Source organism: Rhizocola hellebori (assembly GCF_016862955.1).
In the GTDB taxonomy this organism is placed as follows: Bacteria; Actinomycetota; Actinomycetes; order Mycobacteriales; family Micromonosporaceae; genus Rhizocola; species Rhizocola hellebori.
In genome coordinates this window covers 115,913-135,707 of record NZ_BONY01000020.1, presented here as the reverse complement: position 1 = coordinate 135,707, position 19,795 = coordinate 115,913, and the positions used below count along the sequence as shown (strand labels likewise).

Genomic DNA, 19,795 nt, shown 5'->3' with positions numbered 1-19,795 from the left:
AGACGGCCGGCGAGACGGAAAGGTAACCAATGGACGAGCAGGATCTTCTGGCCCGGCGATTCGAAGCGCATCGGGCCTATCTGTGCTCGGTTGCCAGCCGCATCCTCGGCTCGGACAGCGAGGCGCAGGACGCCGCCCAGGAGACGTGGGTCAGGCTCAGCCGCCATGACGCGGACGGCATCGACAATCTTCAGGGCTGGCTGACCACCGTGATCGCGCGGATCTGCCTCGATCGGTTGCGCAGCCGCAAGACCCGCCGCGAGGTGCCCTACGACGGCTCACCCGAGCCGGTCATCGAGGCTACCCCGGAGGACGAGGCGGTCATGGCCGGCTCGATCGGGGCGGCGCTCATGGTTGTCGTCGGCGCGCTGGCACCCGCTGAGCGAATAGCTTTTGTGCTGCATGACATTTTCTCGGTACCTTTCGACGAAGTCGCCAAAGTGGTGGGCCGTTCGCCCGGCGCAGCCAAGATGCTCGCCAGCCGGGCCCGTCAGCGGATCGGCTTGGCGCAGCCTTCGCCCGGTACCGATATGAAAAGGCAAAACGAAATCGTCGAAGCGTTTCTGGCCGCCTCGCGCAACGGCGATTTCGAGGCGCTGCTGTCGATCCTCGCTCCCGATGTCGAAGTTCAGGCCGATGCCATCGTGGTGCGGGGCGCCGCCAACGTGGCGAGCCGGGCGCTGACTTTCTCTCCGCAGGTCCAATATGCACACGTGGCTCTCATCAACGGCACCATGGGGATAGCCGTCGCGCCGGGGGGCCACCTGGTCACCGTGCTGGCGTTCAGGTTCGCCGAGGCAGGGGTCACCCACGTCGAGGTGATAGCCGACCCTGCCCGGCTGCGTCAGCTCACCGTGAGTGGGCAGCTGTACAGCAGGTGACAGCGCACCATCGGGTGTGGGGCGTAGATTGCGGCAACCTTTCCCTGCCAGCTTGCCGAGGCCTAAATGGACAGTGCACGCAATCTACGCCGATGGCTGGTGTGCCTCGTGGCCGCCGGCGGGGTGAGTCTGATGCTGCCGGCGGCACCGGCGGCGGCCGAGGTCGGCGCGCTGAACGTGACCGCGCCCACGGCGCCGATCGCGTTCAACGCCAGCTTCTCCATGACTATCAACTATGCCAACAATGGCGCTGCCGCTATCGAAGATCCCGATATCGCGCTCTATCTGATGGCGAAGAACACCGGCGGCGTGGCCCAACCCCTGCTGCCGGAGCACGTGACCATCACGGCACCGAGCACTCCGGTGCAGAAGTGGAACACCGGCGCGGGCACCCAGGTGGGGGTGAAGTTCTGGCCCGATCTGCACACCAATCTCGCCCCGGGCTGGAACAGCAACTACACCTTCACGGTCGGGGTGGCCATGCCGCCCGGCACGGCCACCCTCGCCCTGGGCGTGCGGGTGTGGAAGAGCAGCGCCCCGGCCACGGTCTACGCGACCTGGACCGGCCAGGTGACGGTGAACCCGCCGCTGCCACCACCACCGCCCCCGGTGACGTCCTCGCCAACCCCGCGACCGCAGCCGAGTTCGGCCGCGCCGGCCACGTCGTCGCCAACACCTGCTCAGCCGTCCCCGACCCCGGCCGCAAGCCAGACCGCGGCTGCCGAGACGCCCGCCCCGGCGGCATCGATCGTCACCGTGGCCGCGCCCGGCAGCGGCGGCGGAATCGGCTGGTGGGTGTGGCTGGGCCTGCTCATGATCGCAGGGTCCGGGGGCGTGCTGGTGTGGCTGGTGTTTCGGTGGCGGCAAGGCGACGCCGAGCCCGGCGAGGCCTAGCCGCCACCGCTGCACGGCTCAGGCCGGGGTACCAGCAGCCAGCTGCCAGAATCCGCAGCGGTGATCCGTTTTGAACCCTGAGGTCACCGCGATGGCATCGGGAACCAGGGAGAGAGCCTGGTCGGTCCCGGCCCGGTAGCGGGGCCAGGCGGGCAGGCCGTGGCGGTTGGGGTCGCCGCTGGTGATGAAGTGGGACAGGTACCCCATCATGTTCTGCGACAAGCGTTCCTGCACCTCGTTCAGCACGGCCCGGCGGAACAGGAAGCCGACGTCGGCGGCGTGGAACGCGCCCTGCGGCAGGGTCGGGTCGGTGAAGAAGGTGGGCGCGTTCTGGTCGTTGAATTCGTATTCGTAGACCGGATTCTCGGTGCTGTACAGAAGCGCGTCCGCGCGCGCCGGGCAGGCGAAGAACTGGTCGGTCTTCAGCGCGGAGTAGGCGTGCCCGGGGCTTGGGTAGGCCGAAGCCGGGTATTGGGCCAGCACCATGTCGGCGGTGCTGGTGAACTCGGTGCGCACGATGGCGGCATAGCTGGCTTCGGTCAGCGGCCCGGTGACGAAGTTGATGCGGGTCGAGGTGAAGTAGCGCCATTCGTCGTGGGTGCTGCCGATGAGGGTGGGCACCTTGTTGGCCCGGCCGGTGCCCCACGCCGCGGCGGGTGGGATGGGCAGGATGGCCGGCCCGATATTGGGGCCGAAGGTGCGCCCGGTCTGGGCGGTGAGCAGCTGTTGCGGGGTGAGCGCGCGCAGGCAGGCGGCGTCGGCGCAGCCGGCGGCGGTGGCGAAGGCGGTGCCGGCGGTGTGCGCGGCGTTGAGGGTGGGCGGGGAGAACGAGCCGCCCGAGACGCAGGTGCCACTGAGCTGGACGGCCCGGATGAACAGGCCGCGCGCGGTGGGTGAGGCAATGTGGGCACAGGTGTCCTGGCTGCCCGCGGATTGGCCGCCGAGGGTGACCCGGCGCGGGTCGCCGCCGAAGGCGCGGATGTTGGCGTGCACCCAGCGCATCGCGGCCTGTTGATCCATCAGGCCGTAGTCGCCGGAGGCGCCGTCGGGGCTCTCCGCGGACAGTGCCGGGTGGGCGAGGAAGCCCAGCGAGCCGAGGCGGTAGTTGACCGCGACCACGACGATGTCGCCGCGATCGGCCAGCGGGCCCGCGTTGTAGTCGCTGCCCGCGCCGACGACGTTGGCGCCGCCGTGGAGCCAGACGAAAACCGGGCGGTCGCGCAAAGATCGCTGCGCGGGCGTCCACACGCTCAGCTTGAGGCAGTCCTCATTGGTGCTGCCGAGCCGGTTCGACTCACCGGGCAGGGTCGGCAGCTGCGGCTGCGGGCACGGTGTGGACGCGACCGTCTCGGTCGCGTCGCGTACCCCCGACCACGCGACCGCGGCCTGCGGGGCTTTCCAGCGCAGCGCCCCGACCGGCGGGGCGGCGAACGGGATTCCTTTGAACAGGCGATGGGTTTCGGTCACCGTTCCCCGCACAGCTCCTTGCGTTGTCAGCGCAAGATCTGATTCGGGGCGCGCGGGCAGGGCGCCGGTGACGGGGGAGGCGGTTGCGGCCACCGCGAGCAGCGCGGCAGCGCACAGAATGCCGGAAAGGCGGCGGCTGGGAGCCATCGAGCACCATCGTCATCGAAGGTACTAATTATGCACTGTGAGTGAGTAAACTCGCGCGAGCGCGACCAGTCAAGCCGACCCCGTCCGGGTTAAGACCGTCGGGCATGGACATGAGCAAGTTGGTCGAATAGTCGACCTAATAGGTCTGTCAATGAGGTTTCACGTTGTGGAGCGCCGCTCGGCACCTCTAGCGTTCCATCGTCCGCAGATTGTCTTGCAGCCAAAGGGAAACGCCTATGAGTGGGAAACTGCGCGCGGTCGTGGCGATGTGCGCTGCGGCGGCCGGATGGCTCTTACCGCCGAGCACGGCAAATGCGGGTGTGCTTGCCGTGGTCACCGTGAACACGAACCTGCCGACCGATTGGGCCGGCTGCGGCGAGGGGGAGCACGCCGGCAAATGGCGCTTCTATCTCACCGGCGTGGCCGGAACCACCGGCGTGCAGCCACCCGCCAAAATCAGCGCGAAGGTGCAGTCCGCCGGCCCGGTGGACATCGCGCTGACCCTCGCCGACGATGCGACGCACACCGCCTTCTACGAGCTGGCCTCGTCCGCCAAGCTCACCGGCGAGGCCACCGCGCAGATCGACCAGGCCTGGACCGCTTCGGCAAACAACTTCGGCCTGGGCAACGGCCCGTGCGAGCCGACCCGGGTGACCATGACGGCGACCGCCCCCATCGTCGTCTTCGGCACCACCTTCACCGTGGCCGGGCGCCTCACCACCGCGGCCGGCGTGCCGCTGGCGGACAAGGCGAGCCAGTTCCGGCTGCATTCCATCGACGCCGATGGCAAGGGCCGTGAGTTCACCGGCCTGCACACCGACAGCGACGGTCGTTTCACGACGGCGGTGACCGCGGAAAGCTTTGGGCCGCTTTACCTCACCGGCGAGTTCTATGGTGAGCCGCCGACCGGGTCCGCTCATACCGCCTCGGCGGCGACGATCGTGGTGTGGTCGGTGCCGGCCGCGCCCGCGGCGGCCAGCGGTGCGCTGGTCAGCAGCGCGGGTTCCAGCATCGGCTCCGGCGCACGCAAGACCGTCGTGTCGGGCGCAGGCTTCGCCCCCTCGGCCGACGTAGCCATCTCCGTCTATTCGACACCGCAGCTGCTGGGTACCACCGTCTGCGACGAGAGCGGCGCCTTCTCGGTCGAGGTGACGATCCCGGCCGACCTTTCCGGTAACCATCAGCTGGTGGCCAGCGGCATCGCCGCCGATCACGAATCGGTGCGCTATCTGGAGCTCCCGATCACCGTGGCCGGTTCGGGGCAGGGCGGCGGGCTCCCGCTCACCGGTGACAACGTCTGGGCCTTGATGGCCCTGGGCGTCCTGCTGTCCGCGGCCGGTGCGGCGCTGGTGTTCTGGGCCGGCCTGAGGCCGAGGGCCTCGGGCGTATAGCGGGGTGGTCTCGGCCGTCGTGGTTGGTGGCGGTGACGGCGGCCGAGCCCACCCTCCAATGTGGAGACTGATTGCACCGCAACAGGTGTGGCTGCCTGAACCTCGATACGTGGCGATCCGTGTATGTCGGCAAGCGTCATTGTTGACGATCCTGAGGAGACCGGCATGCGCAAACGAACCATCGCCCTGTCCGGGGCGATTCTCCTGCTATTTATGTGGGTACCGGGTCAAGCCCTGGCGGCGGGTGACACCACCCCACCCACGACGCCGGGCAACTTTCGCCTCACCGCCGCCACTGCGACCTCGGTGACGCTGGCGTGGAACCCGTCGACGGACAACGTCGGCGTGACCGCCCATTTCCTGACCGACAATTTCGGATTGGGCTGGGATCCGTCCACTGACAACACCGACGCGCAGTCGCGGCTGCTCTACCGGTTCTATGTCAACGGCGTGCGCTCCGGCGTGAGCAGCTGGGTCATCGGCGTCACCAGCAACGTCGGGCGCACCGTGCTCGAGGCGCCGGCCGAGGGCATCAACTCCTTCACCGTCGACGCGGTCGACACGTCGGGCAACGCTTCGGCGCAGAGCGAACCTTTCCAATTGAACAACACCGACTGCTGACGCGTGTCATAGGACAAAGCGGCGCCCGGCTCCACCCGGGCGCCGCTTCATTGGCTAGCCGAGCAGTCCGTGGGCGTGAAGGTGCTCCATGACCTCGCGGTCCACACCGGACACCCGATCCCGGTCGGCATAGCCAAGCCAGGCGATTTCGGCTATCTCGCTGCTGGCCGCCAGCTCACCGGTGTAGTCGGCGGAGTAGCACGCCATCACGCAGAGGACACCTTCGGGCTGAGCGTGTGCCTGCGCCGTGAACGTGCCGATGTGCTGAACCGTGTCGGTCGCTATGTCGACCGTCAGCTCTTCCTTCACCTCACGCAGCAGGGTGTCGAGGTCGCTCTCGCCCCGCTCCCGCCGGCCGCCAGGCATGTAGAAGATGTCGATGCCATGGTTGCGGGAGCTCAGCAGTTTGCCCGACCTGACCAGAATCCAGGCCACCTTGTCGATCGGCGAGGCCATCAGCTCGCGAGTTCCAGCAGGGGTTGCTCGGCGGCGGCCTTCATGGCCCAGGTGGCGGTGCGGGTGGCGCAGCCGTCGAGCCAGTCCTGCAGGGTGGGGGAGATGCTGCCGCAGTGCACGAGCACGTAACTGCCGAGGCGGGCCAGGGCCTGTTCGGCCGCGTCCTGGGCGGCCTGGGCGGAGGGGAAGTGCCGAGTGGCGGTGGCCACCAGGGCCTGGACCACGTCACCGCCGGTGACCGTGCTGCCGGCCAGGCGCGGGAGCAGATGCGCGGCTTGCCAGAGAATGTCCCGTGGCTCGACGGCGGCAAGCTCGGGCATCATGTCGGCTCCCTCCACTGTGGTCGGCGTGTGTATGCCCCGCGGGCGGCGGGTTCAATCTTCGCTAACGAGCGACGGCGCGTGAGCGCCCGCCGGTGCGCAGATGGTCCTGAATTGCCTGAACCAGAGCGAGGGTCTGGGCGGTGGCGTGTTCGGAGGACCAGACGATGCCGTAGGTCATCGCCAGCTTCGCGTCGAACGGGACGAACGCCACGTCCGGGCGGCGGACCATGTCGACCAGCGGGATCGGCGCGGGCAGCACCCCGCGCCCGGCGGCCACCAGGTCCAGCGCGGTGGTCCAGTTGTCGTGCTCGTCGCCGTCGTGGAAGACGACGTTGGCCGACTGCAGGCGGAAGGTCAGCTCGGCCCACACGCTGCCCGGCGGGCGGTGCCGGGGCATCAGCACGGTGCGGCGGTTGAGCTGCTCAAGGGAAATCCGCTGGGCCTGCGCGAGCGGGTCGGTGGCGGGCACCGCCAGGTGGTTGACGGCGATGTGGAACCGGCCGGTGGTGGCGAACTCGGGCGGGAAGGGGGCGCTCATGATGGCCACCGCATCGCGGGCGAGGTCGGCGGTGGCCGAACTCCAGCCGGTCGGGCGCAGCTGCACCCGGATCGCGGGTGTGCGGCGGGCCAGCCATTGCACCACCCGCGCCGCGAGTGTGCCGGTCAGCGGGCAATAAGCCAGCCGAATTGATTCGCGGGCCGGGATCGCCAGCCGGGCCGCCTCCGCGGCGAAACCCTGGGCCCGTTCCAGCAGCTCCTCGGCGTGCGGCAGCAGCAGCTTGCCGGCCTCGGTGAGCTGCACCTCCCGGCTGCTGCGGTCGAACAGGCGCAGATCGAGGGTGCGCTCCAGGCGGGCGATGGTCTGGCTCACCGCGGGCTGGGACATGCCGAGCCGGGTGGCCGCCCCGGAGAAGCTCAGCTGCTGCGCGACAATCACGTAGCACGCGATGTCGCGAAGCGGCGGCCCGGTTTCCATCGCCCCAGTATGCCCGCGGGCCGCACCCGTAGGCGCCCGCGTTAATTCAGAACGCGGCGATGTTCGATGACGTCCGCTCGCGCCGCGAAAACGCTCGCAGGACAGCCAGCGAACCGTGTCGCTGGCGTGAGATCCGGCTCAGGGTCGTGACAACTAAGTCCATCGCTTGGTCGCCGACATCGGGTGTGGGCAGGCCCAGACTGACCGCGAGGTCATCGGTGTGCACGGCAAGCTCGACCAGGCGCGTCAGCAGGCATTCGCCGAGCAACAGCACGTGGCGATCGAACATCAACACAGGTTGGCCGACAGACAAGCCGCTGAGCCGCTCGCCCAATCTGGCGCGAGCCGAATCGTATTGGCCGGCCAGGGCTGTCGGCCCACCCTCGGCGGCCTGCTCGCCGCGCTCACGGATCACCCTGTGTATGGGGTCGGCCGGATCGTCGGCGTCTGCGCCCGTCGTCCGGAAGTAGGTGACCGCATCCATCGGCTCAATGCCATGGGGCACAGGGGCATCGAGGTATCGCTCCACGTTGAGGACAGCGCGAGCTAGGTGACCTGCGAGGCCGCTGATGCGGAAGTCGGCCAGGGCGCTCGGTTCATGCCATCGGCTCTCGAGTTCCGGCGTGCGCAGCAGTGGCGCGACAGTTTCCGCGGTGGCTAGGAAGACCCCGATGATCACCTTGGAGAAGCTACGTGCGCCTGGCCGCGGGCGTCAAACCGCGACCTATAAGCCGCCGTGATCGACCCGGCGGGACCAATCGGGTTCGCCACAGAATGCCGCCTGTGACAATCTCCAACGATGAAGTGACAATTGGCGGATCCACGGTTTTGGGCTATCCCAGGATCGGGCCGCGCCGGGAACTCAAGCGCGCACTGGAGTCCTATTGGGACGGTGCGATCACGGCCGAGCAGCTGCATGACACCGGACGCGAGCTGCGCAAGCAGACCTGGCTCAGACTGGCGCAGCTGGGCCTGACCCAGCTGCCGTCGAACACGTTCTCCTACTACGACCAGATGCTCGACACGGCGATCCTGCTCGACGCGATTCCCGATCGCTACCGCAAGCATCACTCCCTTGACGCCTACTTCGCGATGGCCCGCGGCAACGACTCGGTCGCGCCGTTGCCGATGACGAAGTGGTTCGACACCAACTATCACTACCTGGTGCCCGAAATCGGGCCGGACACCGTGTTCCGGCTGCGGGCCGACAAGCCGGTCAGCGAGTTCCGGGAGGCGCGTGAGCTTGGCCTGATCACCCGTCCGGTGCTGTTGGGCCCGCTCACCTTCCTGCTGCTCTCGCAGGCGGCCCCGGACAGCCCGGACGGCTTCCAGCCGCTGGACCGACTCGACGACGTGCTGGTCACCTACGCACAGCTGCTGGCCCGGCTGGACGCCGAAGGCGTGCCGTGGGTTCAGCTCGACGAGCCGGCGCTGGTGCTTGACCGCACCGAGGCGGAGCTGGACGCGGCCAAGCGCGCCTACCAGCGCCTGGCCAACCTTGGCGAACGGCCCAGGCTGCTATTGGCTTCCTACTTCGGCGAGCTCGGGGATGCGTTGCAGGCGATTGCCGCCACCGGTGTGGAAGCGGTGGCGGTCGACCTGGTGCGCGGCACGACCGATGGCTTGGAAGCGCTGGCAGGAAAGACGATTGTGGCCGGGGTGGTCTCCGGCCGCGAGGTGTGGCGCACCGATCTGGGCAGCGCCCGGGTGACCCTGGAGGCGTTGCGCGCCATGGCAAGCGAGGTCGTCGTCAGCACCTCGTGCTCGCTGCTTCATGTGCCCTACGACGTCGAGGTGGAGACCGAGCTGGAGCCGGGGCTGCGCGAAAGGCTCGCTTTCGCCGAGCAGAAGGTGGCCGAGGTGGTCGCGCTCGCCACCGGGACAGGCGACAAATTCCAAACCGAGCTGCCTTTCTGGGTACCCGAAAAAGCCTCCCCGAAAGCACAGCGACGAAGCCCATATGCGGTGCGCGCCAAGGCTCAGGCCGAATACCTGAAGTTGCCGCCGCTGCCGGTGACCACGATCGGCTCCTTCCCGCAGACCGATGAGCTGCGCGCCACGCGAGCCGACGCGGCCGCCGGGCGCATTGATGAGCAGGAATACGAGCGCCGGATCGAGCTGGAGGTGCAGCGCGTTATCAGGCTGCAGGAGGAGCTGGGCCTGGATGTGCTGGTGCATGGCGAGCCGGAGCGCAACGACATGGTGCAGTACTTCGCCGAGAACCTGGAAGGCTTTGCCACCACCAGGTTCGGCTGGGTCCAGTCCTACGGCTCGCGGTGCACACGACCGCCGATCATGCACGGCGATGTCAAGCGCACCCGGCCGATCACCGTGGCCTGGGCACGCTACGCGCAGTCGCTGACCGGCAAGCCGGTCAAGGGCATGCTCACCGGGCCGGTGACGATCGTCGCCTGGTCGTTCAAGCGCCACGACCTGCCGTTGGCCGAGTCGGTGTGGCAGGTGGCGCAGGCGCTGCGGGAGGAGGTGACCGACCTGGAGACGGCCGGCATACACATCATCCAGGTCGATGAGCCCGCGCTGCGCGAAATGACCCCGCTGCGCGAGCGTGACCAGGCCGAATATCTACAGTGGGCGGTGGAGGCGTACCGGCACGCCACCTCCGGCGCGTCCGACCGCACCCAGATCCACACCCACCTGTGCTATTCCGACGCCGCTGCCGCGTTCGCCGCCATCGACGCCCTCGACGCGGACGTCACCACCATCGAATCGGCCCGCTCGCATGCCCGGGTGCTGGCCGAACCCACGGCGGCCGCGTTCTCCCGCGGGCTGGGCCCAGGCGTGTACGACATCCACTCACCCCGGGTCCCTGACGTGGCCGAGGTCGTGGAGCTGCTCACCTATGCCAGCAAGTCGGTTCCCGCCGCGCAGCTTTGGGTGAACCCGGACTGTGGCTTGAAGACGCGCACCTATCCCCAGGTGCAAGCAGCTCTGCGCAACGTGGTGGAGGCAGCCAGGTTAATGCGGGGGAAAGTCTAGCGATCAGGCTCGATGCTGTGGGAGATTTGGCGTGTCCGGCAGATGGGAGTTAACCATGCTCGAGGATGTAACCCCGGCCACGCCAATCCACCGTCCTGCCATGATCTTCCGCACCGGGGCTGAGCAGCCCTGGGAGCCCGAGGACCTGGCCATTGCCAAGGGGCAGGACCCAACCCCCAAGAACGTCGAGCGGGCTCGCCGTGAGCTCGCCGAGTGGGGCGCCGCCGCCATCGAGCGCACCGTTCCATAGGTCTACAGCCGCAGGTCCTTACACCGCGGCGTCGAGAAACTGCTTGGCCAGGCGCTTGGGCGCCCGGGCGAGCCATGCTTCCACGAGCAACTCGCGCAGCTCCGACGCGTCGATCGACTCCAGCTTGACCAGGACGATCGCATAGCCGTTGAAGTGCGAGGTCGTGAAGTAGTGGCCATGCTCGTCGGCCAGCAGCGCCTCCTTCGCGCCCTGGTCAGGCACCCATGCGGCCAGGATGTCGCCCTGCGGGGCGTGCTCGCCCAGCTCAGCCAGATCGCCCTTGCGCAGTGGGCGTTCCCAGGCGAAGGCTTTGCCCTTCACCTTCCACTGCCAACCGTCCGGTGCCCCTTCGACCTCCGGCAGCGCCGCCGCTATCCCGTCGGCTTCCTCCCATGTCGCCATAGGTCATTTTGGCATGCGCGAAGCAGCGGCGCGGATTTTGTGCCTACTCGTCGATGCGGCTCCAGAAGCTGTGCGGGATGGCGTGCTGCTTGAGCAGATCGCGCAGCGTCCGGTCGGCTTCCCGGCCGGTGCAGTGGGTGGCAAGCATCGCCAGCAGGTCGTCCCCTTCGCCGGGCAGGGCGCTTTTGAGCGCGGGCAGGTCGGCTGCCTTGACGGTGTAGGCCCATTCGTACTCGCCCATCGACCGGCTGAGGTCCTGGCCTTCCACGTGCAGGTCGCCTTCCTCGGTCAGGCGCGCGGTCAGGGTGCGCCACGAGCGGTCGGTGCGTTCCTCGTGCAGCACCACGCTGGCCGTGCGGCGGGTGCGCAGGTGGGCCCGCCAAGACTGGCACAGCACGTCGGCTTCGTTGTCCTGCAACAGATTCGGCGCGCCCTCGGCGATGGCCGCGTCCAGCAGGGCGGCCGACGCGTCGTACCAGGGCTGCTGGAGGATCTCGTCGCCGTCGTCGGCCGGGTGCGGGTCGGGGCGGAAGGCGTCCGGGCCGCCGCGTGCCCTGGCCGCCTTCCACACCAAGCCGAAGAGCAGCCCCATCCCGCGACCGATGGGCGAGCCGTCGTCGTCAAGGGTGTGCGAGTGGTCACCGTCCACATCGGAGCTGCGCCCGGGCCGGCTTTGCAGCCAGCGCCGCCACACGCGCGAGCGGGCCATGGCCGCGCCGGGATGGCGGACCCGGGCCAGCGCGGCCGCCTGGGCCAGCGTCAGGGTGGCCGCAACGTCGGCTATCGGAGCAACCCTTTCACCGTGCGGGCCGAACAGGACCGACGCCGGCAGCTCCTGCAGCACCTCGACCGCGAGCACCCGGGTGTACCCGGCGTCGGCCCGGATTTTGGAGGCGGCGAAGTCGAGGTTGGCCTGCTCTTCCGGCGTGGCCGCGGGCAGCATGCCCACCCGGAACAGCCGGGCCGGCCAGTCGGTGAACAGCACCCGCTCCACGTCATGGGTCACCGCGAACCAGGGCGGCCCAAGCGCGGGCCGGGCCACCCGGTCACCCACCTCAGCCGACGCCATCGGTCCGGACTCGTTGTGCCCGACCAAAAGAAAGCCCTCACGCATCAGCCCACGCCCCGTTCGCTCATCCCTGACACGAAGCTAGTGGAGCAAGCCGAGCTTTGGGAGCCCGGCCTCGATATTGGACAGTGCCGGCTTGTTTGGCTAACCAGCGGAACTACCAGCGGAAATGTGAGAAGTTTGGCGGGTGGGGGCTAAGGCGTTCCTGGGCTTCGTGCCCTGGATCATCTTTTGGGTGGTGTGCGGGCCGAGCACATGGGAGTACGCGGCAGGGGGCGCATTGCTCGCCGCCGTGATCCTGCTCATCCCGTCGCGCGAGCGCGGCCGGGTCAAGCTGCTCGACATCGTCTCGGTGGTGTTCTTCGCCGCGCTGGTCGTCGCCGGGCTGTTCCTCGACCGCAGCCAGCTGATCTGGCTGGAGGACTATTCGCAGGCGATTTCCAGCGGCGTGCTGGCGTTGGTGGTGCTCGGTTCGCTGGCTTTTGTGCCGTTCACCGAGCAGTACGCCCGCGAGCAGGTGCCGCAGCAGTTCTGGTCGAGGCCCGAGTTCAAACGGGTCAACCGCACGCTGACGCTGGTGTGGGGGCTGACGTTCGCGGCCTGCGCGGTGCTCGGCCTGATCGCTCAGCACGACCGCGGCGGCTCCGCCTGGCTGAACTGGGTCATCCCGGCCGTGCTGATAGTGGGCGCGTTCAAGTTCACCGCCTGGTACCCAGACCGCGTCAAGGCAAGCGTGAAGGGCACCGCTTAGGCCTTGCTGCGCCGCTGTAGCTGGATGGCGAGGATGACGGCGGCGATCGCCGGGCCGGCCAGGGCCACGAAGGCAATCACCACGAAAATTGCGATGCCCATGGGTTCTCCTACGGTCGGTGTGAGGGTGAAAAAACGGATTCGATGGGGACGGGCGACTGCTCCTGGTAAGTGCTGGACGACACGAGAAACAACCCCATGCCCACCAGTGGCACCAGCACCAAGCCGGTAAGTGAGATGGCCGCCGCGGCCAGTTTCTGCCGCGCGGTCCACCACGGCGACAAGGCAATCATGACCAGCCCGGCTGCGGTGCCGATGATGGGCAGCAGGTAGCTGCCGACGCCCAGCATCGCCACCCCGCCCCACTCCAAAGCACCGGGTCGCGTGCGGGTTACCGGAGCGCCGCTGGACTGCCGGCGGGCTTCCGTGGCGATCGCGGCCGGAGGGCCTAGGCGGTCCAGCACGGCCTGAATGTCGGCCTCCTGCGGGTCGGTGATTTCGGCGAGCGCGGTGGTGATGTGTTCGGCGATGCTGGACACCAGCTCGGCACGTTCCTCCACGGGCAGATCGGCGGTCTCTTCGTGCAGCCGATGGAGGTATTCGGCCACGATCGGGTGGTGTGTGGTCATCATGAGGCGGCTCCTGCCGTGCCGAGGAGTTTGTCTACCGCGTCGCGGTAGCGGATCCACTCATCCCTGAATTCGTGTAACGCCTGTCTGCCCACATTGGACAGACCGTAGTAGCGGCGGGGCGGCCCGCTCGGCGACTCCTGCCAGGAGGTGGTGACTTGTCCGTCGCGCCGCAGCCGCGACAGCAGGGGATAGAGGGTGCCCTCGGTTATCTCCATGCCGTCGACGTCTGCCAGCGCGCGAACCAGCTCCACCCCGTAGCGCTCGCCGCTGGACAGCAGTGCAAGCACGCAGAACTCCAGCGTTCCCTTGCGCAGTGCGCTGGTTCTTGCGTGGCCAGGTACCATGCATTACAAGGTAGCCGACTGCGTCCATGATCGGAACGGGCCGCCCTGTCGGATTAACTCCAGACCATGTCGACCTGGCGTCCGGTCACGGCGTAGCCGGCCCGGGCGAAGGCCTTCGCCATCGGGATGTTGCCCACGTCGGTGGCCGCGCGGATGCGTGGAACATCTTGTGAGGCAAGGATCCGGGTGCCTTCGGCGAGGATGTCGTCGATGTAGCCGTGCCCGCGATGCGCTGGCACCACACCGATGTAGGCGATGATGGCGTTGTAGCTGTTGCGCGACGGGATGACGAAGCCGACCGGCTCCCCGTCGGGCAGACAGGCGATGCGCCACCACTCACGCGGCCCCACGTAACCGGGGAACTCGCCGTCGAGTTGCCCCAGCGCTACCTCGGCCGCAGACGCGGTGGTCAGATCGCGGCGGCTGTGCGCATCGAGGGTGCCCTCCAGGGTGAGGGTGAGCAAGCGCAGCAACTCGTCTCGGTCGTCCGCGGGCTTGAACACCAGCCGTTGCGACGCCGCCGCCACCGGGGTTCCGGGCGCCCATTCCAGGCGCAGGCGTTCCACCAGAGGCCGAGCGCCAACGCGTTCCAGGGCCGCCATGCGGCTTCGCGTCGCGTGCTCGGTGACCGGTCGTCTTGCCAGTGCGGATCGAGGAAGCGCAGAAACTGTGGCAGCTTCGTGCGGTCGGGAATCGTTGCGGCGATGGCGGTTTCGAGCAGCCGGACCCCGGTGTCGATCCCGTCGGGGGAGTCGTCAGCGAAGTCGAAGATGTCGAGCAACAGCGGTGCCTCATCGCGTTGCCTCGCCCACCAGCCCACGCGGGCCACCAGGCGATCGCCGCGCAGGGCCATCCAGAGCAGCTCGGGCCGGCGTCTTCCGGCGTCGAGGTCGTCAGCCAGCTCAGGGTTGAGCTGGTAGGGAAAGCCGCAGAACAGGTCGAGTTCGTCGCGCCCGCGGATGGGGCGCATGGTCAGATCTTCGGGCATTACATGTCCTTTTGTCGGATTGTTGCCGGGTGATCATCGCACTCCCCCTTTCTTCACTCGTGTCGATCAAAGTCAGGCCGACCCTAGCCCATCACCAGCCGATGAGATACAGAATTCCGGCGACGAGCAGCCCGGCCTCGACGAGCACGGTAAAGACCTTGTCGTTGAGCCGGCCGACGATGGCCTTGCCGACCCAGGCGCCGGCCAGAGTGGCGGGGGTCAGCGCGGCTCCAAACAGGACGATGCGGGAGGTGAGCATGCCGTTGCCCGCGTAGGCCACCGTTTTGGTGACGTGCATGATTAGAGCGCTTGCTGCTTCGGTACCGATATAAGCCGCCCGAGTCAGGCCATAGGCCAGGAAGAACGGGGCGGTCAACGGGCCGACCGAGCCGAGCAGGGCCGAACCCAGGCCGGAGGCCGCGCCTACCACGGCGAAGCCGCGATCGGCGAGCCGGGGCGGACGCGGGCTCATTCGCCGCCACACCACCATCGCGATGAGGAACAAACCCAGCCCCCGCTTCAGCGAACTCAACGGCGCGGTGGCCAGCAGCACCGCCCCGGCGACCGCGAAAGGCATGGCGCCCAAGGCAAACCAGCCCACCAGCGGCCAGCGCACGTCAGCGCGGTTGAGCCAGGCCCGGCTGCCGTTGCTGGCGAGCTGGGTCAGGGTGAGCATCGGCACCGCCACCCGCTGCCCGAAAAGTGCGATGAACACGGGCAGCAGCAACACCCCGCCGCCGAAGCCGGCCACCGCCGAGACCACGGCCAGCACGAACGCAGCCGCGGAAGCGGCGAGCAGGCTCAGCAGGGTCTCGGCGGGCACCGGCCAAGGATGCCAGTAAACCGATCAGTTCGGGTTCCGGGCGTGGGTGAGGGTTTCCCAGGCGACGAACAGGCCGTTGGTGCCCTGCGGGCGGCGGGTTTCGGTATAGGTCTGGGTGTTGGACATGCCGATGCCCAGCCGGAAGTTCAGCGCGTTGAAGCCGACCTCGGTGGTGGGACCCAGACCCCGGGTGATGGTGCCGCCGCACAGCGACGACGGTGGGGCATTGAGCTCGTAGCGGGCATGCAGCCCCAGCGCGTGCCGAAGCCGATCGCGCAGCTCGGTGTAAAGGTCCTGGCCCTGGATGCGGGCGGTCTCGGCAACGTGGGAGATCGACGACAGGCCGTAGCCGGTGTGGGTGAAGTCGCGGCAGGTCTCCTGGGACAGGCCGTCCATGAACGTGGACTGGCCGTGCCAGTAGGTGATGATTTCGGCACAGGTGTCGATGCTGCTGCCGGCCGGGCCGCGCGGGCAGGCACCGTCGGTGGTCAGGTAGATGAAGGCCGGGACGCGGGCGCGGAACTTGGCGATGGCTGCGTCGTAGGCGGCCCGGTCCTCCAGGAACACCGAGATGGCCAGGGAAGCCTCCATCATGGTCAGTTCCCAGTTGCCGTTGGCGTTGGTGTTGCCGTTGCGCACCTCGGGCAGGTAGACGTTGCGCAGCATGGTCGCGAAGCGGCCGGCGTTGGGCCAGCTGGAATAGGTGTAGCGGATGATTTCCGCGGCGCGCGGCCAGACCGATCCGGCCCAGGCGCTCTGCAGTGGAGCGTTGGAGTTGGTGTGGTCGGTGATGGTGGCCGACCAGGCGTCCATGAGCGCGATGGCCTTGGCCGCGTAGCGGCTGTCGCGGGTGATGTACCAGACGAGCGCGTCGGTGTAGGCCGCGATCGCATCCTGGCGTTCATCGGTGCAGCCGAAGTTCGGATTGGAGAACGAGCCGCACTCGACGATGGCCCGCGGGTGCGGGGTGCGCGACAGCGAGGCGTAGCTGCTGGCCAGCATCTGGTCGTAGGCGGCGCGCCAGGGCTGGGCGTTGGCGTTGACCTGGGCGCGAACGAAGTCGAGCTGACCCCGGCTGACGAGCACGCCGGGGTGGGCGAAGGTGGCAGGGGCGGCGGTGGACGGGACGGAGACGGCGGCGGCCATGCCGGTGAGCAAGACCATGACGAGCAGGCGGGCGAGGGTTCGCATGGCAATTCCTCTGTTAGTTAATTTAACTAAGAAATAGATACCAGTCACACTCGCGATCGTCAATTTTCCAGAGCAAGGCGCGGGTCCCCGCCGCAGGCGGCAGGGCGCAACCAGGCACGAGCGTCGCGTTGCCGCCCGGGAGGTGCGGTGAGCGACCACGACGAGCCGGCGCAAAAGTTATTCTTGGCGACTTATGGCGGCCATAGCGACCACAAGTCGCCAAGGTTCGCTGGCGGAAGTCAACCTTGTATTGCCCAATAGCGTTAGCGGTGAAGGCGCACAGTGCGGATCTGGAACGGCCCGAACTCCATGGCGGCGCCGGTGTCGTCCGAAAGCGGGCGCTCGAGAAGGTCCACTATGGACACCCGGTCGACCGGGAACGACGGTGTGAGCGTGGCGCGGGCGCGTCCGCCCAGCGACTCGTAGAGCCGCACGATGACATCGCCGGAGCGGTCGTCGGCCAGCTTGACCGCCTCCACCACCACCGCCGGATTGTCCACGCGCACCAGCGCTTCGCAGGCCGCGTCGCCGAAGACGACGCGGGGCGGCAGGTTGATCCGGTAACCCTCCGCCACGGCGTCGGCTATGCCGGCCCCCGGCGCGAGGGCGTAGCGGAAGCGGTGTACGCCTTGGTCGGTAAGGGGATCGGGGAAGCGCGGGGCGCGCAGCAGCGACAGCCGGATCGTGGTGAGCTTGCCGTCGCGGCGCACATCGTGGCCGTAGGTGGAGTCGTTGACCACCGCCACCCCGAAACCGGGCTCGGCCACATGCACGAAGCGGTGTGCGCAGGTCTCGAACTTGGCCGCTTCCCAGGACGTGTTCACGTGGGTCGGCCGCATCACGTGCCCGAACTGGATCTCGCTGGCGAACCGGTCGGCGTGCACCGCGAGCGGGAAGGCGGCCTTGAGGATCGACTCGACCTCGCGCCAGTCCACCTCGGTCTCGAAGTCGAGCCGGGTGCTGCCCTGGGCGAGGCTGATCCGCTGCTTGACCACGGAGGAACCGAACCGGCGGGTGACGACTATCCCGCCGTCGCGTACGGACAGGTCGGAGACCATCGTCAGGTCGGTGCACCGGTTGCGGTAGAAGGCATCGACGTCCCAGGCGTCCCAGGCGTTGGGCAGATCGGGGTGCAGCTGCAGCAGGTTGGCCGGGTGGCCCGCGGCGAGCACCTCACGGCCGGTGCGCTGGTCGACCAGCGAGGTCACCAGCCCCTGCTCGCTGACCACGGCGCGGATGAGACCGTTGTCCAGCACGAGATCGGTGCCCTGCCGGGTCGGGGTGGCCGGCAGCGGATCGGTGTGCAGGCTGGAGGCCAGCGCCCGCGGGGAGGCGTCGAAGGCCAGCAGGGTGGAGCCGGAACCGGCGAGCAGGCCGATCGACGAGGCGATCAGCTTCTCCAGCTCGGCGCGCACTCCCGCATAGGTGGACTCGGCCTCCCGGTGCACCCAGGCGATCGAGCTGCCCGGCAGGATGTCGTGGAACTGGTGCAGCAGCACGGTTTTCCACAGCCGGTCGAGCTGCTCGTAGGGATAGTCGGCCAGGCCGTTGACGGTGGCGGTCGCCGCCCACAGCTCGGCTTCGCGCAGCAGGTGCTCGCTTCGCCGGTTGCCCTGCTTTGTCCGGGCCTGGCTGGTGTAGGTGCCCCGATGCAGCTCCAGGTAGAGCTCGCCGACCCAGACCGGCGGCTGTGGATAGTCTTCCTGGGCGGCGGAGAAGAACTCCTGCGGGCTTTCCATCGCCACCCGCGACGAGCCCTCCAGGTCGGCGGTGCGCCGGGCGCGCGCGATCATCTCGCGGGTCGGCCCGCCGCCTCCGTTGCCCCAGCCGAACGGGACCAGGGAACGCGACGCGCGGCCCTTGTCGGAGAAGTTGGCCGCGGCGTGGGCCAGCTCGCCGCCGGACAGGTCGCTGTTGTAGGTGTCGACCGGCGGGAAGTGGGTGAAGACCCGGCTGCCGTCGATGCCTTCCCAGTTGAAGGTGTGGTGTGGGAAGCGGTTGGTCTGGTTCCACGAGATCTTCTGGGTGAGGAACCACTTCGATCCCGACAGCAGCACCAGCTGCGGCAGGGCGGCCGAGTAGCCGAACGAGTCGGGCAGCCACACCTCCTGGGTGTCGATGCCGAACTCCTCCAGGAAGAACCGCTTGCCGTGCACGAACTGGCGGGCCAGCGCCTCGCCGCCGGGCAGGTTGGTGTCGGACTCCACCCACATCCCGCCGACCGGCACGAACTGCCCCGAGGCCACGTGCTTGGCCACGCGCGTGTAGACGTGCGGATAGTGCTCCTTGATCCAGGCCAGCTGCTGGGCCTGGCTCATCGCGAACTTGAAGTCCGGATGCAGCTCCATCAACGTGGTCACGTTGGCGGCGGTGCGGGCAACCTTGCGGATCGTCTCGCGCTGCGGCCACAGCCACGCGCTGTCGATGTGGGCGTGACCGATCGCGGAAAGCTTGTGGGCGCTGGGATACGCGGGCTTGCGCAGGGCCGGGGCCAGCCGCCCGCGCGCGGCCTTGGCCGTGCCCGGGATGTTTTGCAGGTCAAGACAATCGAGGGCGGACTCGATGGCCCGCAGGATGTCGAACCGGCGCGGCTCGTGCAGGCCGAGGCTGCGCATCAGGGAGTCGAGCACCTCCAGGTCTTGCACCAGCTCCCACACCTGCGGCTCCAGCACCGCCAGCTCCATGCGGCCCAGGCGGTAGAGCGGCTCGCTTCCCGCGGTCGCCTTGTCGCCGAGCGGGGTCACCCCGGCGGTGTGGCTGATCAGCGGATTCGACGCTGCCTCAACGAGGTAGTCGACCGAGGCGCCGGTCACCGGCAGCCACCAGTTGCGCGGATGCAGGCCCTTGATGGGCTCGCCGTCGGGGGTGTAGGCCAGGCCCTCGCACTGGAAGCCCGGACGATCCGCGGCGAACCCGAGGTCGAGCACCACTTCGACCCGGCGGCCGGCCCACTGCGGCGGCACGTCGGCGGTGACCCGGAACCAGGTGGTGCCCCATGGCGGGCCCCACGCCTGGCCCGGCTGGACCGGCACGAAATCGGCTTCGCGGGCGACCTCGAACGGCACCGGCTCGCCCGGCGCCTGCCAGGCCGTGACCTGCAGCGGGGATGTCATCGAGTAGACGGCCGGCCGGATCCGCTCCCGCAGCACGCGATCGAGGCGCTTTTCGACGAGGACCCGGTCGTCGTGCATCA

At 68.4% G+C, this 19,795-nt stretch carries 21 protein-coding genes; 7 read left to right on the top strand and 14 right to left on the bottom strand.

Going from position 1 to position 19,795, the window contains the following annotated elements; translation table 11 throughout:
• The first annotated feature begins 29 nt into the window (after window positions 1-29).
• Together Rhe02_RS18535 and Rhe02_RS18530 are read left to right on the top strand one after the other, a co-directional pair.
• The gene (locus Rhe02_RS18535; protein ID WP_203909500.1) at window positions 30-881 is read left to right on the top strand and encodes a sigma-70 family RNA polymerase sigma factor; all 852 of its coding nucleotides are present in this window, start codon (window positions 30-32) and stop codon (window positions 879-881) included.
• Between the two features lie 66 nt (window positions 882-947).
• Window positions 948-1,775 carry a hypothetical protein gene (locus tag Rhe02_RS18530; RefSeq protein ID WP_203909499.1) on the top strand — a complete coding sequence of 276 codons (828 nt, stop codon included), beginning with the start codon at window positions 948-950 and terminating at the stop codon, window positions 1,773-1,775.
• An 18-nt stretch (window positions 1,776-1,793) separates the two neighbouring features.
• Here the strand turns inward: Rhe02_RS18530 and Rhe02_RS18525 are convergent, their stop codons facing one another.
• Window positions 1,794-3,389 (bottom strand): carboxylesterase/lipase family protein, encoded by a 1,596-nt coding sequence (locus Rhe02_RS18525; RefSeq protein ID WP_203909498.1) that lies wholly within the window; start codon window positions 3,387-3,389, stop codon window positions 1,794-1,796.
• Window positions 3,390-3,625: 236 nt separating this feature from the next.
• Here Rhe02_RS18525 and Rhe02_RS18520 point away from each other — a divergent pair, with 236 nt between their 5' ends.
• Window positions 3,626-4,780 carry a hypothetical protein gene (locus tag Rhe02_RS18520; RefSeq protein ID WP_203909497.1) on the top strand — a complete coding sequence of 385 codons (1,155 nt, stop codon included), beginning with the start codon at window positions 3,626-3,628 and terminating at the stop codon, window positions 4,778-4,780.
• A 165-nt stretch (window positions 4,781-4,945) separates the two neighbouring features.
• Entirely contained in the window at window positions 4,946-5,401 is a 456-nt protein-coding gene (locus tag Rhe02_RS18515; RefSeq protein WP_203909496.1) for a hypothetical protein, read from the top strand.
• A 54-nt stretch (window positions 5,402-5,455) separates the two neighbouring features.
• Here the strand turns inward: Rhe02_RS18515 and Rhe02_RS18510 are convergent, their stop codons facing one another.
• The 4 genes from Rhe02_RS18510 to Rhe02_RS18495 all read right to left on the bottom strand — a co-directional run bounded on the left by Rhe02_RS18510 (window position 5,456) and on the right by Rhe02_RS18495 (window position 7,835).
• Window positions 5,456-5,857 carry an NUDIX hydrolase gene (locus Rhe02_RS18510; protein ID WP_203909495.1) on the bottom strand — a complete coding sequence of 134 codons (402 nt, stop codon included), beginning with the start codon at window positions 5,855-5,857 and terminating at the stop codon, window positions 5,456-5,458.
• Window positions 5,857-6,180, bottom strand: coding sequence for a hypothetical protein (locus Rhe02_RS18505; RefSeq protein ID WP_203909494.1), 324 nt, complete (start codon window positions 6,178-6,180; stop codon window positions 5,857-5,859). Before Rhe02_RS18505 ends, Rhe02_RS18510 begins: the two co-directional genes overlap by 1 nt.
• 61 nt (window positions 6,181-6,241) lie before the next feature.
• Entirely contained in the window at window positions 6,242-7,156 is a 915-nt protein-coding gene (locus Rhe02_RS18500; protein WP_203909493.1) for a LysR family transcriptional regulator, read from the bottom strand.
• A gap of 46 nt (window positions 7,157-7,202) precedes the next feature.
• A complete protein-coding gene (locus tag Rhe02_RS18495) occupies window positions 7,203-7,835 on the bottom strand; it encodes a maleylpyruvate isomerase N-terminal domain-containing protein (RefSeq protein WP_203909492.1) in 633 nt (210 codons plus the stop codon).
• 104 nt (window positions 7,836-7,939) lie between these two features.
• On the opposite strand from Rhe02_RS18495, the gene metE reads away from it, so the two are divergent.
• Together metE and Rhe02_RS18485 are read left to right on the top strand one after the other, a co-directional pair.
• Window positions 7,940-10,153 (top strand): 5-methyltetrahydropteroyltriglutamate--homocysteine S-methyltransferase, encoded by a 2,214-nt coding sequence (metE, locus tag Rhe02_RS18490; protein ID WP_239123902.1) that lies wholly within the window; start codon window positions 7,940-7,942, stop codon window positions 10,151-10,153.
• Window positions 10,154-10,208: 55 nt separating this feature from the next.
• The gene (locus Rhe02_RS18485) at window positions 10,209-10,403 is read left to right on the top strand and encodes a hypothetical protein (protein WP_203909490.1); all 195 of its coding nucleotides are present in this window, start codon (window positions 10,209-10,211) and stop codon (window positions 10,401-10,403) included.
• Window positions 10,404-10,421: 18 nt separating this feature from the next.
• On the opposite strand, the gene Rhe02_RS18480 is transcribed toward Rhe02_RS18485, so the two are convergent.
• Together Rhe02_RS18480 and Rhe02_RS18475 are read right to left on the bottom strand one after the other, a co-directional pair.
• Window positions 10,422-10,805: an MmcQ/YjbR family DNA-binding protein gene (locus Rhe02_RS18480; RefSeq protein WP_203909489.1), complete on the bottom strand. Its 384-nt coding sequence runs from the start codon at window positions 10,803-10,805 to the stop codon at window positions 10,422-10,424.
• A 43-nt stretch (window positions 10,806-10,848) separates the two neighbouring features.
• The gene (locus Rhe02_RS18475; protein WP_203909488.1) at window positions 10,849-11,919 is read right to left on the bottom strand and encodes a hypothetical protein; all 1,071 of its coding nucleotides are present in this window, start codon (window positions 11,917-11,919) and stop codon (window positions 10,849-10,851) included.
• Between the two features lie 142 nt (window positions 11,920-12,061).
• Here Rhe02_RS18475 and Rhe02_RS18470 point away from each other — a divergent pair, with 142 nt between their 5' ends.
• Window positions 12,062-12,625, top strand: coding sequence for a DUF3159 domain-containing protein (locus Rhe02_RS18470; protein ID WP_203909487.1), 564 nt, complete (start codon window positions 12,062-12,064; stop codon window positions 12,623-12,625).
• Between the two features lie 109 nt (window positions 12,626-12,734).
• Here Rhe02_RS18470 and Rhe02_RS18465 read toward each other — a convergent pair whose 3' ends face one another.
• The 7 genes from Rhe02_RS18465 to Rhe02_RS18440 form a co-directional block, all read right to left on the bottom strand.
• Window positions 12,735-13,256, bottom strand: coding sequence for an HAAS signaling domain-containing protein (locus tag Rhe02_RS18465; RefSeq protein WP_203909486.1), 522 nt, complete (start codon window positions 13,254-13,256; stop codon window positions 12,735-12,737).
• A complete protein-coding gene (locus tag Rhe02_RS18460) occupies window positions 13,253-13,600 on the bottom strand; it encodes a PadR family transcriptional regulator (RefSeq protein WP_203909485.1) in 348 nt (115 codons plus the stop codon). Before Rhe02_RS18460 ends, Rhe02_RS18465 begins: the two co-directional genes overlap by 4 nt.
• 53 nt (window positions 13,601-13,653) lie before the next feature.
• Window positions 13,654-14,064, bottom strand: coding sequence for a GNAT family N-acetyltransferase (locus tag Rhe02_RS49875; RefSeq protein WP_239123901.1), 411 nt, complete (start codon window positions 14,062-14,064; stop codon window positions 13,654-13,656).
• Window positions 14,010-14,588, bottom strand: coding sequence for a hypothetical protein (locus tag Rhe02_RS49870; RefSeq protein WP_239123900.1), 579 nt, complete (start codon window positions 14,586-14,588; stop codon window positions 14,010-14,012). Before Rhe02_RS49870 ends, Rhe02_RS49875 begins: the two co-directional genes overlap by 55 nt.
• A 91-nt stretch (window positions 14,589-14,679) precedes the next feature.
• Window positions 14,680-15,411, bottom strand: a complete 732-nt coding sequence (locus tag Rhe02_RS18450; protein ID WP_203909484.1) for a sulfite exporter TauE/SafE family protein — start codon at window positions 15,409-15,411, stop codon at window positions 14,680-14,682.
• A gap of 24 nt (window positions 15,412-15,435) precedes the next feature.
• A complete protein-coding gene (locus Rhe02_RS18445; protein ID WP_239123899.1) occupies window positions 15,436-16,602 on the bottom strand; it encodes an alginate lyase family protein in 1,167 nt (388 codons plus the stop codon).
• Window positions 16,603-16,865: 263 nt separating this feature from the next.
• Window positions 16,866-19,793 carry an alpha-mannosidase gene (locus Rhe02_RS18440; RefSeq protein ID WP_203909483.1) on the bottom strand — a complete coding sequence of 976 codons (2,928 nt, stop codon included), beginning with the start codon at window positions 19,791-19,793 and terminating at the stop codon, window positions 16,866-16,868.
• Window positions 19,794-19,795 lie beyond the last annotated feature (2 nt).